Annotated in this window: 14 protein-coding genes; 11 read left to right on the plus strand and 3 right to left on the minus strand. The window is 69.2% G+C overall.

The window, feature by feature from the left end; all coding sequences use genetic code 11:
- Positions 1-102: 102 nt before the first annotated feature.
- Positions 103-1,716: an alkaline phosphatase family protein gene (locus F8M74_RS01490; protein WP_171410131.1), complete on the minus strand. Its 1,614-nt coding sequence runs from the start codon at positions 1,714-1,716 to the stop codon at positions 103-105.
- Between the two features lie 98 nt (positions 1,717-1,814).
- Here F8M74_RS01490 and F8M74_RS01495 point away from each other — a divergent pair, with 98 nt between their 5' ends.
- The 4 genes from F8M74_RS01495 (at position 1,815) to F8M74_RS01510 (ending at position 4,296) form a co-directional block, all read left to right on the plus strand.
- Positions 1,815-2,243, plus strand: coding sequence for a thioesterase family protein (locus F8M74_RS01495; protein WP_140798907.1), 429 nt, complete (start codon positions 1,815-1,817; stop codon positions 2,241-2,243).
- A gap of 31 nt (positions 2,244-2,274) precedes the next feature.
- Positions 2,275-3,240, plus strand: a complete 966-nt coding sequence (gene glpX / locus F8M74_RS01500; protein WP_011554453.1) for a class II fructose-bisphosphatase — start codon at positions 2,275-2,277, stop codon at positions 3,238-3,240.
- Between the two features lie 41 nt (positions 3,241-3,281).
- Positions 3,282-3,707, plus strand: coding sequence for a type II toxin-antitoxin system RatA family toxin (locus F8M74_RS01505; RefSeq protein WP_141252806.1), 426 nt, complete (start codon positions 3,282-3,284; stop codon positions 3,705-3,707).
- Positions 3,708-4,119: 412 nt separating this feature from the next.
- Positions 4,120-4,296, plus strand: a complete 177-nt coding sequence (locus F8M74_RS01510; protein WP_002639449.1) for a hypothetical protein — start codon at positions 4,120-4,122, stop codon at positions 4,294-4,296.
- Between the two features lie 99 nt (positions 4,297-4,395).
- Here F8M74_RS01510 and F8M74_RS01515 read toward each other — a convergent pair whose 3' ends face one another.
- On the minus strand, positions 4,396-5,466 hold the full coding sequence (locus F8M74_RS01515) for an ADP-ribosylglycohydrolase family protein (protein ID WP_171410132.1): 1,071 nt from the start codon (positions 5,464-5,466) through the stop codon (positions 4,396-4,398).
- A 79-nt stretch (positions 5,467-5,545) separates the two neighbouring features.
- Here F8M74_RS01515 and eno point away from each other — a divergent pair, with 79 nt between their 5' ends.
- From eno to F8M74_RS01540, 5 genes are read left to right on the plus strand one after another with little or no spacing between them, the layout of a single operon-like run.
- Entirely contained in the window at positions 5,546-6,844 is a 1,299-nt protein-coding gene (gene eno / locus F8M74_RS01520) for a phosphopyruvate hydratase (protein WP_011554450.1), read from the plus strand.
- Between the two features lie 4 nt (positions 6,845-6,848).
- Positions 6,849-7,637 (plus strand): 5'/3'-nucleotidase SurE, encoded by a 789-nt coding sequence (surE, locus tag F8M74_RS01525; protein ID WP_141252805.1) that lies wholly within the window; start codon positions 6,849-6,851, stop codon positions 7,635-7,637.
- A 2-nt stretch (positions 7,638-7,639) separates the two neighbouring features.
- Positions 7,640-8,575 carry a M23 family metallopeptidase gene (locus F8M74_RS01530; RefSeq protein ID WP_141252804.1) on the plus strand — a complete coding sequence of 312 codons (936 nt, stop codon included), beginning with the start codon at positions 7,640-7,642 and terminating at the stop codon, positions 8,573-8,575.
- Between the two features lie 30 nt (positions 8,576-8,605).
- Complete coding sequence (locus F8M74_RS01535; RefSeq protein ID WP_141252803.1) at positions 8,606-9,727, plus strand: hypothetical protein; 1,122 nt, start codon at positions 8,606-8,608, stop codon at positions 9,725-9,727.
- 15 nt (positions 9,728-9,742) lie between these two features.
- Complete coding sequence (locus F8M74_RS01540; protein ID WP_141252802.1) at positions 9,743-10,885, plus strand: lipopolysaccharide assembly protein LapB; 1,143 nt, start codon at positions 9,743-9,745, stop codon at positions 10,883-10,885.
- Between the two features lie 43 nt (positions 10,886-10,928).
- On the opposite strand, the gene lexA is transcribed toward F8M74_RS01540, so the two are convergent.
- A complete protein-coding gene (gene lexA / locus F8M74_RS01545; protein WP_090490846.1) occupies positions 10,929-11,597 on the minus strand; it encodes a transcriptional repressor LexA in 669 nt (222 codons plus the stop codon).
- A gap of 196 nt (positions 11,598-11,793) precedes the next feature.
- Here lexA and F8M74_RS01550 point away from each other — a divergent pair, with 196 nt between their 5' ends.
- Positions 11,794-15,123: a response regulator gene (locus F8M74_RS01550; RefSeq protein ID WP_141252801.1), complete on the plus strand. Its 3,330-nt coding sequence runs from the start codon at positions 11,794-11,796 to the stop codon at positions 15,121-15,123.
- A complete protein-coding gene (locus F8M74_RS01555; RefSeq protein ID WP_141252800.1) occupies positions 15,120-16,967 on the plus strand; it encodes a sensor histidine kinase in 1,848 nt (615 codons plus the stop codon). The genes F8M74_RS01550 and F8M74_RS01555 overlap by 4 nt, the downstream gene beginning before the upstream one ends.
- Positions 16,968-16,969: the final 2 nt, after the last annotated feature.

The following is a 16,969-nucleotide window of genomic DNA, read 5'->3' on the forward strand; positions in this document are numbered from 1 at the left end:
TCCCGGCATCCCGCCTGGACGCGCGGAGCCTTTCCTTCACGGAGCGCGGACAGCAGCGGACGGCGCCGTCAGAGCGCGCGTCCGCCACGCTGACGCGTTCGCTCACTTGCCCGTGAGGACCTCCGAGCGGGGCTTGCCCTCCGCCGAAGCGGGCATGCCCATCTCCATCAGCGCCGACAGGGTGGGGGCGAAGTCCACGGGGTCGATCTCCTCCAGGTACGTGCCCGGCTTCACGCCCTTGCCCGCGAAGAGGACGGGCACTTGTGAATCATAGGAATGCGGCGTGCCGTGGCTGGTGCCGGTGGGGATGTAGTGGAGCATGTGGAAGGGCCGGAGCATGAAGAGCACGTCGCCGCTGCGCCCGGGGTAGTAGCTTTTGCGCATGAGCGTCAGGTAGCCCTCGGTGTCCGGCGCGGTGAACAGGTCATCATTGGCCACGGCCGTGATGACCGACGGGTGCTTCGTCAGCCATGCCGCCGCCGCGCGCCGCACCGCCGCGTCCACCGCGCCCCCCTGCTGCGTCTTGCCGCCCAGGTACACGTCCAGCTGTTCGAGCGTGGCCGTCACGTCGCCGCCGAACTGCTGACGCAGCGCCTGCGTCAGGCTCTCCGCCAGCTCCGCCGAGCTCACCCGCTTCGCGGGAAGCCCCTTGGCGGCCCACTGCTCCGGCATCGCCGCGCCGCCGTGGTCCGCGGACAGCGCGATGACCAGGTTGCCGCGTCCACCCGCCGCGCGCTCGGCCGCGGCGATGAGGTTGCCCATCGCCTTGTCCAGCCGTAGCAGCGTGTCCTGCATCTCCCACGAGTAGGGCCCGTACTCATGGAACACCAGGTCCGTGCCGCTGAAGCTCACGGCCAGCAGATCGGGCACGTCGTCCTGGCCCAGTCCCTCGCCGGCGAGGGCCGCCTTGGCCGCCTCCACCAGCAGGTCATGCGAGTCGGGTGAGAGGGCGAACGCCTGGTAGAAGGCCGGGCCCGGCGACGGCAGCCCGCCGTCCAGCGGATGGGGGAAGGTGCGGCCCAGGCCGTAGACGTCCGCCTCAGCGAGGCCTTCGTCCTCGCCCACGTACTCCGCGGCGGGCCGCATCAGCTCCCACTTCTTGCCGAAGGATGCGTCCGGCAGCTTCCGCGCGTTCAGCGCCTTCAGCCACGCCGGGAATTCCTTCGTGTACCAGGTGCCGGTGACGAACTTCCCCTCGCCCTTGTCGAACCACCACGCCTGTCCCGCACGCCCGGCCAGGGCGATGGACGCGTGGGGTTTGATGGACAACGCCACCGCCTTGCCGCGCTCCTGCGTCGTCACGCGCAGCCGGTCCGCCAGCGTCTCCACCATGAGGTGGGCGGGGCCGGAGTCCTGGCCCGGTTTCAGCGGCACCTCCAGCACCGGGTGGGCCGCGTCCGCGAAGGCCATCACGCGCTTCATCGTCGAGCGGTCCACCCACCGATTGTCCACGATGCCGTGCCGCCAGGGGTTGGCGCCCGTGGAGAGGGTGGCGTGGCCGGGCGCGGTGCGGCATTCGGCGTAGCCGTAGCGCGCATAAGGAAAGTACGCGCCCTGGTTGATCAGCTGGTGCAGGCCGCCCTTCAGGCGCGGACGGTTGCGCAACAACACGTCGCTGCCGAGCGCGTCCACGCTGATGACGAGCGTAAGCCTGGGAGGTCGGGCAAAAGCGGGCAGGGTGGCCAGCGCCACGGCGAGGGAAAGTGCGCGAATCATTGGGATGAGAACCATCTCCGCCGGGATGGTGAGAAGCAACCAACAACGCGTGTCACTGCTTGGACGCCGCACATCGCGCTGTTAGGGTCGCTCGATTCATGGTCGAGGCCCGTCTTCGCGTCATCTACGGCGACACTGATCAGATGGGTGTCGTCTACTACGCGAATTACTTCCGCTATTTCGAGTTCGCGCGCAGTGAGTACTTCCGCGCCCGGGGTGGCAGCTACGCCGAGTTGGAGCGCTCTGGTGCCCTGCTACCCGTGGCCGAGGCGAGCTGCCAATACAAGGCATCCGCGCGCTACGACGATCTGTTGGTCATCCAAACCACCGTGAGCGAGTTGCGCCGCGCGTCCATCGTGTTCACCTACGCGCTGTTTCGTGACGGTGCGCCACGCACGCTGCTCTGCACCGGCATGACCCGTCACGCCTGCGTGGGGCGGGACGGCAAGCCGACGCGGCTGCCGGACTCCCTCATCCGGCTGCTCGAAACGACCGAGCCTTCCCCGGGCTCTTCCACTTCCACCTGAACCCTTTCCGGCATACGCAAGGAGCACACACATGGATCGCAACCTGGCAATGGAGGTCGTGCGCGTCACCGAGATGGCGGCCATCGCCTCCGCACGACTGATGGGCCGCGGCAACAAGGACGAGTCGGATCAGGCCGCCGTGGACGCCATGCGCCGCGCCTTCGACGCGCTGCAGATTGATGGCACCGTCGTCATCGGCGAGGGCGAGCGCGACGAGGCGCCCATGCTCTACATCGGCGAGAAGGTGGGCAAGCGTGGCGAGGGTGCGCCCGAGGTGGACATCGCCCTGGACCCGCTGGAGGGCACCAATCTGTGTGCCTACGGCCGTCCGGGTTCCATCGCCGTGGTGGCCATGGCGGGCAAGGGCGGGCTGCTCAACGCCCCCGACACGTACATGGAGAAGATGGCCGTGGGCCCGCGCGCCCGGGGCGCCATCGACCTGCGCAAGACGCCCACGGAGAACCTCCGCTCCATCGCGGAGAAGATGAAGGTCTATGTGGAAGACCTCACCGTGGTGGTGCTGGACCGCGAGCGTCACACCGACCTCATCAAGGAGATTCGCGCGGCGGGCGCCCGCATCCGGCTCATCGAGGACGGTGACGTGGCCGGCGCCATCGCCACGTGTTTCGAGGACACGGGCGTGGAGGTGCTGATGGGCATCGGCGGCGCGCCCGAGGGCGTCATCGCCGCGGCGGCCATTCGCGCCACCGGCGGTGACATGCAGGGCCGGCTCGTTCCCCGCAACCAGGGCGAAATCGACCGCGCCAGGTCGATGGGCATCACCGACATCTCGAAAATCTACACCGCCGAGGAGCTGGCCAAGGGCGAGGTCATGTTCGCCGCCTCCGGCGTCACCACCGGCGACTTCCTCAAGGGCGTGCGCTTCTTCGGCGGCGGCTGCGAGACGCACTCCGTCGTCATGCGCAGCAAGACGGGCACCGTCCGCTTCATCCAGTCGGTGCACAAGTTCGACAAGAAGCCGGGGTACGCTTTCTAGGCCGCAGCTCCCACCCTGACTTACGCCCCCTGGAGACACCCATGCCTGGCGCCTCGCGAACCATCATCGTCAACGCCCCCATCGAGAAGGTCTTCGACGTCATCACCCAGTACGAGCGGTACCCAGAGTTCCTTTCCGAGGTGAAGGGCATCCGGACCGAGAACCGCAAGGGCAACACGGTGGACGTCCACTACAAGGTGGATGTGGTGAAGACCATCAGCTACTCCATCCACGTCACGGAGGAGCGGCCCACCCGCATGTCCTGGTCCTACATCAAGGGCGAGTTCATGAAGGACAACCAGGGCAGCTGGGTCCTGGAGCCCGCGGGCGAGGGCAAGACGAAGGCCACCTACACCGTGGAGATGGCCCTGGGCGCGCTGGTGCCCAAGAGCGTCGTCTCCGCGCTGGTGGAGACCTCGTTGCCGAAGATGCTGGACGCCTTCAAGCGCCGCTTCGAGGCGCCCTGAATTACGCCTCCGGGCGGCTTCTTGGCGGGCGACTCCACCATCGCCCGCCGGCCGCCAGGAGTCTTCGGAGACCCGGATGCTCCGCGCGTCGCAGCAGGCGGGCGGCCGAGGCCGAATCGAAGGGGCTTGCGACGCCGGATACGAGGAGTATGCCCATGGGACGGTCCGCTTGCGGGCCGCTCCGAGGGCATTAAAATGAACACCATCCCGACGGATTTTCGGCCTCCACGACATTTCTGCCCTGGGTGCCCTGGCCCGGGTGTCGGGTGGCAGACGAGCAACCGTGCGAGATGGCTGCAACGTACCCAGCGCGGAACCGGGGTTCTTAATTTGCATCTGATATTGGTGGAAATGGTATTGGGGCGGGATGGGCGTACATCGGGGTACGTAGGCTGAGGGAGACGGAAGACCCATGCTCGACGCCTTCATCATTGAAGAAATCAAGCGCCGTGAGCGCCGCCGTGAGGAGCATGACAGGCCGGTGGTGGAGCTTCCGCTCCCCGTGCCGGATGATCGCCCGCGTCGCCGCACGGAGACCGAAGACGACAAGCCCCAGCGGGGCGTAGTGGTCATCGACCTGCTGTCCTGACCCTGGCGAGCGGCCTGACGGCCGCGCCAGTGTGTCCCCGAGCCCGCGGTGGCGGTCCTTCCCAGGACGGCCCCGCGGGCTTCGCGCATCCAGGAGCCCTCAGGCGTTGCTCAGGGCCAGCAGGTGCCGGGGGTGATAGACATCCCACAGCGGCCCCTTGACGGTGCTCAGGGCCTCCAGGACTTGCTTTCGCCACTCCTCGGGCAGGGCCTGCTCGCCATGGAAGGCGCCCACGAGCGCGCCGGTGATGGTGGCGTGGGCCTCCGTATCGCCGCCCCGGTGGACGACGTCCAGGAGCGCGGCCTCGGCGCTGGGCGCGTGGAGCAGCTCCCAGAAGGCCAGCCGAAAGGCGACGCGCACCGCGTGCAGGGGGCGGTGGAGGTGCAGCTCCGGCCCGTACAGCATCGGGTCCTCTTGCTGGGCGATGGCCAGGTCCTCCCGTAGGAGCGACGCGGCGAAGGACACCTCCTGCACGTAATCACTGGCGGAACGCCCGAGCGCCGCGCCGGCCAACAGCAGGCCCGACTCCGCGGCGGGGATGAGGTCGGCGGCCTTGAGGCCCGCGCCATGGGTGACGGCATGGCCAATGGCCGCGTTGAAGGCCGCGCAGGCGAGCTGGCAGCGCGGGTCGAAGTGGGTGAGGGCGGAGTCCTCCAGCGAGGCCTGGGTGAGCGCGTGGGCGTCACCCGCCAGATACACGCCCAGCGGCGCCGCGCGGGCCAGGCTCCCCGGGTCCGCGGGCTTCCGGTACGCACGCAGCCACACGCGCTTGCCCGCGCCCAGGGGCGGGAATCCCGACGTCTGGCAGTCCTCGAAGACCTCCTTCATGGGCTCGCTAACGTCGAAGGCGTGGGGCTGCCAGGCGCGGTAACGACGCAGTGCGTCCGCGGCATCGTAACGCTTCATGGCCCGGAGGCTGTGGCCCAGGCAGGCCGCGAGTTGGACCTCTTCTGTCACCTGGCCGCGGCGCAACTCATGCGGACCTCCGCCCATCAGCTTCATGTAGGGCCCCTCCGCCTGCTTGGGAAAGGGAACGGCCATGAAGGGCCGGTGCGCGGTGGGGACGGACAGGGCATTGCCCACGGCCATGCCGAGCAGCGCGCCGCGGCGCCGTTGAGCGAGCAATGGGTCAGGCCCCTTCAAGGCGGGGCGGCGTTGGGGCGGAGGCATTCGACGGGTGGACACTGTAGCAGCGCGGGCCGCGAGCACGCTTGCCCGACCCGGAGGGCTCTTCTAGAAACGGCAGCCTATGACCGAGATTTCTCAGATTCTGGCGCGCGAAGTGCTCGACTCCCGTGGCAACCCCACCGTGGAGGCGGAGGTCCAGCTTGCCGGGGGCGCTCGTGGCCGCGCCGCGGTGCCGTCCGGTGCGTCCACCGGTGAGCATGAGGCCATCGAGCTGCGCGACGGCGACAAGCATCGCTACCTGGGCAAGGGCGTGCAGAAGGCCGTGAAGAACGTGGTCGACGTGCTCGCGCCCGCGCTGGTGGGCATGGACGCGGCGGATCAGTTCGCGGTGGACCAGCGGATGCTGGAGCTGGACGGCACCGCCACCAAGGGCAAGCTGGGCGCCAACGCCATCCTCGCGGTGTCCATGGCGGCCGCTCGCGCCGCGGCGGACGCGCACGGGCTGCCGCTGTACCGCTACGTGGGCGGCGTGCAGGCGCGCACCCTGCCGGTGCCGCTGATGAACATCCTCAATGGCGGCGCGCACGCGGACACCCGCGTGGACGTGCAGGAGTTCATGGTGGTGCCCGCCGGTGCGTCCTCCTTCGCGGAGGGCCTGCGCTGGGGCGCCGAGGTGTTCCACGCGCTGAAGAAGATTCTCAAGGGCCGCAAGCTGGCCACGGGCGTGGGCGACGAGGGCGGCTACGCCCCGGACCTGCCGGCGAACGAAGAGGCGCTGAAGCTCATCATGGAGGCCATCGACCAGGCGGGCTTCAAGGCCGGTGAGCAGCTCTTCCTGGCCCTGGACGTGGCGGCCAGCGAGTTCTTCGACAAGGGCAGCAAGAAGTACAAGCTGAAGGGCGAGGGCAAGGAGTACGACTCGACCGGCCTGCTCGAGTACTACCGGGGCCTCTCGGAGCGCTACCCCATCATCTCCATCGAAGACGGCATGGCGGAGGATGACTGGGAGGGCTGGAAGAAGCTCACCGACGCGCTGGGTTCGCGCATGCAACTGGTGGGTGACGACCTCTTCGTCACCAACGTGGAGCGCCTGGGCCGCGGCATCGAGACGGGCACGGCCAACTCCATTCTGGTGAAGGTGAACCAGATTGGCACCCTGACGGAGACGTTCGATGCCGTGCGCATGGCGCACCGCGCCGGCTACACGTCCGTCATGAGCCACCGCTCCGGCGAGACGGAGGACACCACCATCGCCGACCTGGCCGTGGCGCTGGACTGCGGGCAGATCAAGACGGGTTCCGCGTCCCGCTCCGACCGCGTGGCCAAGTACAACCAGTTGCTGCGCATCGAAGGCGAGCTGGGGGCCGCGGCCCGCTACGCTGGCAAGTCGGTGTTCCGCGCCCTGAACCAGAAGAAGTGAGCCCGTGAGCAACAAGTCCAAGCGCATCCTGGTTTCCAACGACGACGGCTATTTCTCCGAGGGGCTTCAGGCGCTGGTCGAGGCCGTGAGCCCCCTGGGGGAGGTGTGGGTGGTGGCTCCCGACCGGGAGCAGAGCGCCGCCTCCCACGCCATCTCCCTGCACCGGCCGCTGCGCATCAAGGAGGTGCGGGAGCGGTGGTTCGCCGTCGACGGAACCCCCGCGGACTGCGCTTATCTGGCGATCAACCATCTCCTGAAGGATGATCGCCCGGTACTCATGGTTTCCGGCATCAACCACGGCGCGAACCTGGCCGAAGACATCATGTACTCCGGCACGGTGGCCGCGGCGATGGAGGGTGCGCTCCTGGGCGTGCCCGCCATTGCCTTCAGCCTGGTGGCTCGGCGGAACTTCGACTTCGCGCCGGCGGCCCGGTTCGCCCGTTCGCTGGTGTCCAGCGCCCTGTCGCGTCCTCTCCCGCCGCGGATGCTCCTCAACGTGAACATCCCTGGGGGCGTGGAGCCGGAGGGCTACGTCATCACCCGCCAGGGCCGTCACTCGTACGGCTTCGAGGTGGTGGAGAACGAAGACCCTCGTGGCCGGAAGTACTACTGGATTGGCGGTAGCGACTACCAGCACGAGGACATCCCGGGCAGCGACTGCAATGCCGTGTTCCGGGACAAGCGCGTCTCCGTCACTCCGCTGCACTTCGAGCTGACGGACCATGGCCGGCTTCCGGACCTCTCCGGGTGGCAGGTCGATGGCTTCAACCGGCATGAACCGGACGGTGCCTAGCGTTGGCGCCGTGCGTGTCCAGCCGAGCGCGTGGGGCGCTCCGGGTGTTCCTCCTGGCCGTGCTGCTGAGCGGCTGCGTGGGCACCCGGGCATCCTCCGTCGCCGGGCCGGACACCGGGTTGGACGCCGTTTCGCGTGAGGGCGAGACGGCGGAAGTCGCCGACGCGGCGGAGCGGACCACGCCGCTGCCGTTCAATTTGCGGGGCGTCCACGCCGAACCGGAGTTGGTGGCCGTGCTCCACCGCGTGGCACCGGGCGAGACGATGTACCGCATCTCCCGCACCTACGGCCTCACGGTGGAGGAGCTGGGCGCGGCCAACGGCATCAAGGCGCCGTGGGCGTTGGCGGTGGGGCAGGAACTCACCATCCCCGGTGTCGAGCGCGGCGTGCCCGTGCGGGCCCTGGCGGAGGCGGACCCGGAGCCGGTACGGACCTCTACGTCGGCTGGGGGGCGGCGCAGCGTGCCGACCGTGGGTCGCCGTGAGGAGCCCCCGTCGCGCAGCCGGACCCTGTCGCGTCCGGCGAGCGCCACGGGCCGGCCGCGTGTGGCCACGCAGGGGCAGCTCGACTGGCCTCTGAGAGGCGTCTTGTACGGCCGCTTCGGGAAGAAGGGGAAGGAGCCGCACGACGGCATCGACCTGGCTGCGCCCTCCGGGACGCCCGTGAAGACGGCGCAGGAAGGCACGGTGCTCTACGCGGGCGAGCAGCGTGGCTACGGCAACATCGTCATCGTCGAGCACACGAACAAGCTGATCACCCTGTACGCGCACAACCGCGACCTGCGCGTGCGCACCGGGCAGAAGGTGCGCCGCGAGCAGGTGATTGCCACCGTCGGCGAGTCGGGCCGGACGTCCGGGCCCCATCTGCACTTCGAGGTGCGCCTGGACGGAAAGCCGGTGGACCCGCTCGACTTTCTGGGGCCGATGCCCTCCTCGTAGGCGAGGCGGCGGGGCAGGGCGCTACGTTGTGTGACGTCTGGGCCTCGGTGCCGGGCCCGGGTGAAGGTAGAGTGCCGGCCCGTGTCGCGCTTCGTGTCCTGGTGGCTCTCCTGTTTCGTCTTGCTGGCTTCGGCGGCGCATGCCCAGGCGCCAGCCCCTGTGTCACAGGCCGCCGCGGTCCAGGCGAGCACGACGGATGCGGCCGGGCCCGTCGTCGTGGCGGTGCTGATGCTGGAGGCCAACGAGGCGGGCCGCGACGCGGCGCCGGGCGTCACCTCGCTCATCACCTCGCGGCTGGCGGAGTCGCCGCGGCTGCGAGTCCTCTCGCAGTGGGACGTCGAGGCCGCCCTGGACGACGAGCGCCAGCAGCGACTCCAGGGCCTCAAGACGTGCGACCGGGGAGACTGCCTCCAGGAGCTGGTGGCCCTCACCGGCGCTCGCTACGTCGTGGCCGGCCGCCTGGACCGTTTCGGCGACCAGTACCTGCTCACCGCCAACCTGTTGGACGCCGCGGGCGGGCGGATCCTGGCCCGGCCTCGCGCGGAGGCCCCGGAAGCGGAGGACCTGCTGCGCACCGCGAAGGCGGTCTCCGACCAGCTCTTCGCCGCGCTCGCCCCGCCGGAGGAGTCCGTGGCGGCCCGCCCGCTGCTGGGGGGCTCTTCGCGCACGGGGGGCGGAGGCCTGCTGCTGGGCCTGCGCGTCAACAACAACTTCATCGAGAAGCTCTCCAGCGTGAACCCAGGTGGCGACATCGAGGTGGGCTACTGGTTCCACCCCGAATGGGTCGGCTTCCTCCAGGTGGGCTTCAGCTACGTGCGCTCCACGCAGGACGGCGTGCGCAGCGGCCTCAACGTGCTGCCCAGCGTCGTGGGCGCGCGCCACTACCACAACGTGGAGAAGTCCCTGCGGCCCTACTGGGGTTTCGGCCTGGGCGTGCAGCTGTCCTTCGGTGACTTCGGTATCTTCCAGTCCACCGGCCCGCTGCCCACCGTCGTGGGCTTCGCGGGCCTGGAGTACCTCATCGCCGGTTCGGTGGGCATCCAGGTCGAGTTGGGCACCAACGTCGCGCAGGCGGTGCTGGGGCTGTCGGAATCGAAGCTGGGAGACGGCCTCAACCTGGACCTCAACGCAGGCATCGCGTACCACTTCTGAGCCTCGGAGCCCCTCATGTTCCCGCGACCGCGCGCCCTCTCCCTGATTGCCCTGCTCGCCCTGACGGGCTGTGACGACGAGACGCCTCGCGTCAAGCCGAAGGACCACGCGGAGGGCCTCTACGTCAAAGGCACCGCCGAGTACCTCCAGGGCCATTTCGACGCCGCCCTGGCCTCCTTCGAGGCCATGAAGCAGATTGCCCCGGACGACCCGCGCCTGCCCGCCGCGCGCGGCGAGGTGTACCTCTCCATGGGCCGGCTGACGGACGCCGCCGCCGCCTTCGAGGCCGCCCTCAAGCTGGAGCCCAAGCGCTCCACCAACTGGAGCCGCCTGGGCTTCATCCAGACGCAGCTGGGCCAGGTGGTCGAAGCCCAGAGCTCGCTGCGCAAGGCCCTGGCCCTCTTCCCTCAGGACTTCAACGCCCTGGAGTCGCTGGGCGACCTGGACCTCAAGAAGGGCGACCACGACGCGGCCGTGCGGCACTTCACGCTCGCGTCCAACGCGGCGCCCTCCCCGGAGCAGAAGTCCGCGCTCATCATGCGCGCGCTGGACGTCCTGTCCTCGAAGCAGCGCTACCCGGAGCTGCTGGCCGCGGCCCAGAAGGCCGTGGATGACGGCATCCACACCGCGGACGTGCTCGCCACCCTCGGGGACGCACTGGTGCGCGCCGGCAATCTCACCGAGGCCGCCAACGCCTACCGCGACGCCGCCAGCCGCTCGCCCAGGGATCCCACACTCTGGGAGCTTGTCGGCGAAATCCAGATGAAGCTGGACAAGCCCGGGGACGCCATCAGCGCGTACAAGGAATCCCTGCGCGTGAAGGACCGCGCCATCGTCCACGTGGCGCTGGCCCGTATCTACCTGGGGATGAAGGACGCCTCGGCCGCGAAGGAGGAGCTGGCCGCGGCGCTAGAGTCCGTGTCCGGCCAGGACATCCGCGAGCTGCGGGAGCTGGCCAGCCTGCTGGCCACCATGGACCGCAAGCCGGACGCGCTGCGCATCCTCGCCAACCTCAGCGCGGAGCAGGACCACGCGAAGGACGCCGAGCTGCACGTCGCCACCGCCCAACTGGCGCGGGAACTCAAGGACACCGGCATCCTGCAGGCAGCCTGCGCGCGGGCGAGCGCGGCTGACGCCACCCTCAAGAAGTGCCCTTGAGCCACGCCCGGGCCAGGAAACGGCCCGGGACGGGTGGGGTGGACTACGGGGTGCGGCCGCCCTGGAGCTTGCGGTACACGCCCACCACCTGACCCAGAATCATCGTGGACCGGAACTCCGCGCGGCTCACGTAGATGGGCTGCATGGTGGCGTTGGCTGGCTGGAAGCGGATGCGGTCCCCTTCCGGGTAGTAGCGCTTCACCGTGGCCTCGTCCTCGATGAGGGCCACCACGATTTCACCCGGCTGGGCGGACGGCGTCTTCTTCACGAAGAGGTAGTCCCCGTCGTGGATGCCGTCGTCAATCATCGACTGCCCCTTCACGCGCAGGGCGAAGACCTCGCGGCCATTCACACCTCCGAGCAGGAAGCTGTCGATCTTGACGGAGTCCTCCATGTTCTCCTGCGCCAGCAGCGGTGCGCCAGCGGCGACCTTGCCCAGCAGGGGAATCTCCACCATGCCCGAGTCCTTGCGCGCCCCCAGGCCGAGCAGCAACCGCGCGCGCTTGGTGGGCACCAGGGAGCGGCTCTGCTGCTCGCCCCGGTTCAGGTAGCCCTTGCGCTCCAGCGCCTTCAGGTGGTCGTTGACACCGTTCGTCGAGCGGATGTCCATGTGCTCCCCGATTTCGCGAATCGTCGGCGGGAAGCCCCGGGTCTCCGTCTCCTTGACGATGAAGCTGAGAATCTCGCGCTGGCGTTCCGTGAGCTCTTCCATGCGCTCCCTCACTCGTCTGCCGTCCTGCCGGGGAGTCGTTCCCCCCAGGCAACAGGCTTTCAGTGTTACTCTCCCTGAACAGACGTGTAGAGTCAACTCGTCCGGTGTCACCCTGCACACTCGCGGTGTGCCCCGTTCCGTCCTGTTTCTCACTTCTTGAGGTGGGGGGACGAACTCGACGTACACTTCGGCCGCTTTGTCCGAGCTCCGCCACACGCTGCTCTTCGTCGACGACGAGGCCGACGTCCTGGACATCCTCACGCGGATGTTCCAGCGCCGGTACCGCGTCCTCACGGCCCGAAGCGGTTCCGCCGCGCTGGAAATCCTGAGAAAGGAGTCGGTGGACGTCCTCATCACCGACCAGCGGATGCCCGAGATGACGGGCATCGAATTGGTGGCCACCGCGCGCGCGGAGGGCTTCGACGTCACCGCGCTGCTGCTCACGGGGTACACCCACCCGGACGACATCATCGCGGCCATCAACCAGGGGCAGGTGTACCGGTACATCACCAAGCCCTGGGACGTGAACGACCTGCTCATCACCGTGAAGAACGCGGTGGAGTACACGCAGCTGCGCAAGGACAAGGAGCGGCTGATTCGCCAGCTCCACCAGCGCGTGGAGGCGCTCTTCGTCCTGTACGAGGTCAGCCGCGCCAGCGCGAATGATCCGGCCAGCTACGACAACATCATCGACCGCGTGCTCATCGCCGTGGCGCGCGTGCTGCCGTACGACTGCGGCGCGGCGCTCATCGCACCGGACGAGGCGCGCAGCGCGACGCTGCGGCTGCGCTGTCACGGCATGGTGGGGGAGAAGGCGCTGCTGGGCGTGAAGGAGTCCATGCTCGGTGCGTACCGCAAGAGCAGCGGCCTCCTGCTGCCCGAGGACCGCGTCATCACGCGCGTGGCGGGCACCACCACCCAGGACGCGGCGGCGCCGTCGGTCTACCCCAGCCAGCTCACGGTGAACCTGGTCGCCGGTGGGCGCCCGGTGGGCATGCTGTCGCTGTTCAGCCAGAAGCCGGACGCCTTCTCCGAGGACGACGGCGTGTTGCTGGACGTGCTCGCCAACCAGACGGCGGACGCCATCCAGTCCCTGCGCTCGGCGGAGGAGGAAGCCCGCCACCGCATGGAGCGGATGGTGGAGTCCATGGCCGATGGCGTGGTCCTCACCGACGAGAAGAACGACATCGTGGTGATGAACCCGGCGGCGCGGCGGCTGTTGCACGCGGGGGAGAACCCCGAGGAGCAGACGACGCGGCTGATGGAGGAGCGCCTGGGCTTCCAGCCCTTCCACCTGGTGCGCGGTTGGGAGTACGGCGGCGGGCAGGTGCTGCGCGAGGAGGTGAAGCTCTTCGACCGGCACGTCCAGACAACGGTGACGCCGGTGACGGACGCGCGGAACACGCTGCGTGGCGTGTGCGTGGTGCTGCGCGACATCACCGAGCAGAAGCGACTGGAGGAGCGCAAGGACGAGTTCGTCTCCATGGTGAGCCACGAGCTGCGCACGCCGCTGACGTCCATCTCCGGCGCGCTGGACCTGGTGCTCAACTTCATGGCCGGCGACATCAACGAGCGGCAGCGCCGCTACCTGTCGCTGGCGCGGGACTCCACGGAGAAGCTCAACGCCATCGTGGACGACCTGCTGGACCTGTCGAAGTTCGCCAAGGGCCGGCTGCGGATGAACTTCGAGGTGTCGTACCTCGACGAGCTCGTCCAGCGCGTGGTGGAGAAGTACGGCCCGGCCTTCGGCGAGAAGCGCGTGATGGTGAAGCCCGTGCTGCCGCGCCATCCGCTGCGCGTCCTGGCGGATCCGAACCGCTTGGACCAGGTGCTCAACAACCTGCTCAACAACGCGGTGAAGTTCACCCCGGAGGGCGGGGAGGTGCGGGTGGAGGTCCACGCCACCTCCAGCCTGCCGGGCTACGTGGTGGTGTCCTGCTGGAACAGCGGAGACTCCATCGCGGAGGAGAGCCTGGAGCGCATCTTCGACCGCTTCGAGCAGGCGCGCACCAAGGCCAACCGCACCGTGCGAGGCACCGGCCTGGGGCTGGCCATCTGCCGCAACATCGTGGAGGCCCACGGAGGCCGGATCTGGTGCGAGCCGTGTACGGACGGCGTGCGCTTCATGGTGGTGCTGCCCACCGAGCCGCCGCCGGAGCTGCGCCGGGGAGACGACGTGGCGGACGCCATCCAGCTCCCGCGCCGGCAGGAGAGCCGGGGCCGGGTGCTGGTCATCGACGGTGAGCCCGAGGTGGCCTTCATCGCGAAGGCGCTGATGACCGGGCGTGGCTACGACGTGCGGCTGGCCTTCGACGCGGAAGACGGCCTGGCCGCCGCGCGCCGGTATGCCCCCGACACGGTGATGGTGTCCGTGCGCCTGCCGGACGTGGACGGGCTGCGGCTGGCGGAAATCCTCCGGCACGACCCGGAGACGCGCCGCGCGCCGCTGCTGGTGTCCTCCGCCTTCGACGAGCGTCAGCGCGCCTTCCGCGCGGGCGCGGATGCCTTCCTGGTGCGCCCGTTGGCGCCGGACAAGCTGCTTGCCACGGTGGACTCGCTGGTGCGCGGCCGCCAGGGCCCGGCGCACGGCCGCGTGCTGGTGGTGGACGACGATGCGAAGATCGCCGCCATCTGCCGCGAGGTGCTGGAGAACATCGGCTTCGACGTGGCGCTGGCGGGCTCCATCGAGGAGGGACGCCGCTCCCTGCGCGAGCGCCGGCCGGACGTCGTGCTGCTGGACGTGACGCTTCCGGATGGCGACGGCTTCGTCTTCCTGGAGGAGATCAAGGCGGAGAGCGCCGGTGGCCACATCTCCGTCATCTTCATCTCCGCCCGCGCGGAGACGTCCTCCAAGGTGCGCGCGCTCAAGCTGGGCGGTGACGACTACCTCACCAAGCCCTTTGACGCGCTGGAGCTGGGGGCGCGCGTGGAGAGCGTGATGCGGCGCAAGGAGCAGGAGCTGTCGGCCTCTCCCACCACGCAACTGCCGGGCTCCACCGCCATCGAGCGCGAGGTGCAGCGTCGGCTCTCCGCGCGCCGCCCCTTCGCCTTCTGCTACCTGGACCTGGACAACCTCAAGGCCTACAACGACTACTACGGCTTCGCGAAGGCGGACGGCGTGGTGCGCCAGACGGGCGACCTGATGCGCGAGGTGTTCGCGCAGGACGGCGCGCCCGGCGACTTCCTGGGCCACGTGGCCGGTGACGACTTCGTCTTCATCACATCGCCGGAGTCGGTGGACCGCATCTGCCAGAAGGCCATTGAGACGTTCGACCGCATCATCCCGCTTTATTACGACCGACAGGACCGGGAGCGCGGCCACATCGAGGCGGAGGACCGCTACGGGGAGAAGCGGCAGTTCCCCATCATGAGCGTGTCCGTGGTGGCAGTGATGACGGACGGAACGCAGGACCATGCGGAGTTGGCGCGGCGCGCCGCGGACATGAAGAAGCGCGCCAAGGCGATTGCGGGCTCCGTCTTCCTGCGCAGTGACCAGGAGCGGGTGGTACGCTCCGTGACCGGATGAGGCTCTACCAGCAACTCGTCCTGTTCATGCTCGCCGCGACGGTGCTTCCTCTGGCCGCGGTCGGCTTCCTGTTGCTTTCGCGCGCCGAGGCAGAGCTGGCCGCCCGAATCGACGCGGAGCAGCGCGCGCAGGCGGTCGCCACCGCCGAGTCCGTGGGCGCCACCATGATGGAGGTGGTGGACGCGCTGGCCCGCTCGGCGGAGCTCATCGACTGGCAGGCCGCGAGCGACGCGGAGACGCAGGGCGCGCTGCGGCTGCTTTACGGCCAGTCTCCCGCGGTGAGCGCGGTGCTGAAGCTGGACTCGGAGGGCCGTCCACTCGGCGCGCCCGTCTTCCGTGCGCAGGCCATCGACGGGCACCCGGCCTTCGCTCCGGAGTCCCTGGACCGGCTGGTGCGCTCCATTCCCGTGCAGACGCTGCGAGGCGGCGGCAAGGGCCAAGCGGCACTGGGCAGCGCGTACGTGCACTCGGACGAGGGGCGCTCGGCGGTCGCCGTGGCGGTGAAGCTGGCGGAAGGCGAGGGCGCGCCTTTCGCTGTCGCGGAGGTCGTGCTCCATCCGCTGGAGACGGTGCTGCGCAGGCGCCTGGGCGAAGGGCTGGGACGCATCGACCTGGTGGACGATGAGCGGCGCGTGCTTGCCAGCACCGCGCCGGAGCGTCGGGGGCAGGCGCTGGCACCGGAGCTGAGCGCGCACCTGTTGGCCCCGGCGCTGCCGCTGACAGCGCTGGTGCGCAGCTTCCGCGTGGAGTCACCGGCCCGGCGGGTCAGCGTGGCGCGCGTGCCCCATGGCATGCGCTTCGACGTGCTGGTGGAAGTGGATGAGTCCACCGCGCTGGCGCCCGTGCACGGCATGCGGCGCACGGTGCTGCTGTCCATTGGCGCCACCTTCCTGGTGCTGCTCGGGCTGGGAGCCCTCTTCACGCGCCGCCTCAACGTGCGGCTGGCGGAGGTGGTGCGCGGCGCGGAGGCCTACGGGCGTGGCGAGCTGGACACGCGCTTGAAGGTCTCCGGCCAGGATGAACTGAGCGAGCTGGCCACCACCTTCAACCGCATGGGCGAGGAGCTGGAGGCGGCGCGTGCCCGGATGCTGCGCTGGAACGACGACTTGCGCGTTCGCGTGGAGGAGGCCACCGCGGACCTGAAGGCGGCCCAGGCGCAGTTGGTGGAGGCGCAGAAGCTTGCCGCGGTGGGGCAGCTCGGCGCGGGCGTGGCGCACGAAATCAACAACCCGCTGGCGGGCATCCTCGGCAACGTGCAGCTGCTGATGCTCGACCGAGGCGCCGCCGACCCGGATTTGGAGTCGCTGCGGAAAATCGAGCAGAGCGCCAAGCGCTGCAAGGAAATCACCCAGAACCTGCTGCGCTTCTCCCAGCAGCGCGAGCGCGCGGAGCTGCGGCCGGTGGACCTCAACGCGGTGGTGCGTGACGCGCTCAGCCTCACGGAGCACCAGCTGCGCGGCGATGGCGTGGCGCTCACCAGCGTGCTGGGAGACGGGCTCGCGCGAGTGCGTGCCGACCCGGGGCACTTGTCGCAGGTGGTGCTGGCGCTGGTGTCCAACGCGCGCACCGCGATGCTGAATTCACCCCAGAAGCGGCTCACCCTGCGCACGGGCGAAGTCGACGGCTTCGGCTTCCTGGAGGTGGAGGACACGGGGAAGGGGATTGCCCCCAACCTCCGCTCCCGCATCTTCGAGCCCTTCTTCACGACGAAGGACGTGTGGTCCAACGTGGGGTTGGGACTCAGCGTGGCCTGGCGTGTGGTGACGGAAGCGGGCGGGAGCATCGAAGTCCGCTCGGAAGTCGAGCAGGGCAGTTGCTTCACCGTGAAGCTGCCGAAGGCGTGAGG

It is taken from the genome of Myxococcus sp. CA023, assembly GCF_010998615.1.
Classification (GTDB): domain Bacteria; phylum Myxococcota; class Myxococcia; order Myxococcales; family Myxococcaceae; genus Myxococcus.

Excerpts from the sequence above, each read along its gene's own strand:
- lexA (WP_090490846.1), bottom strand. The coding sequence starts at position 11,597 with ATGGAAGAGCTCACGGAACGCCAGCGCGAGATTCTCAGCTTCATCGTC.
- F8M74_RS01510 (WP_002639449.1), top strand. The coding sequence starts at position 4,120 with ATGCTCGACGCCTTCATCATTGAAGAAATCAAGCGCCGTGAGCGCCGC.
- F8M74_RS01495 (WP_140798907.1), top strand. The coding sequence starts at position 1,815 with ATGGTCGAGGCCCGTCTTCGCGTCATCTACGGCGACACTGATCAGATG.
- glpX (WP_011554453.1), top strand. The coding sequence starts at position 2,275 with ATGGATCGCAACCTGGCAATGGAGGTCGTGCGCGTCACCGAGATGGCG.
- F8M74_RS01555 (WP_141252800.1), top strand. The coding sequence starts at position 15,120 with ATGAGGCTCTACCAGCAACTCGTCCTGTTCATGCTCGCCGCGACGGTG.
- F8M74_RS01490 (WP_171410131.1), bottom strand. The coding sequence starts at position 1,716 with ATGATTCGCGCACTTTCCCTCGCCGTGGCGCTGGCCACCCTGCCCGCT.
- eno (WP_011554450.1), top strand. The coding sequence starts at position 5,546 with ATGACCGAGATTTCTCAGATTCTGGCGCGCGAAGTGCTCGACTCCCGT.
- F8M74_RS01505 (WP_141252806.1), top strand. The coding sequence starts at position 3,282 with ATGCCTGGCGCCTCGCGAACCATCATCGTCAACGCCCCCATCGAGAAG.
- F8M74_RS01515 (WP_171410132.1), bottom strand. The coding sequence starts at position 5,466 with ATGCCTCCGCCCCAACGCCGCCCCGCCTTGAAGGGGCCTGACCCATTG.
- F8M74_RS01540 (WP_141252802.1), top strand. The coding sequence starts at position 9,743 with ATGTTCCCGCGACCGCGCGCCCTCTCCCTGATTGCCCTGCTCGCCCTG.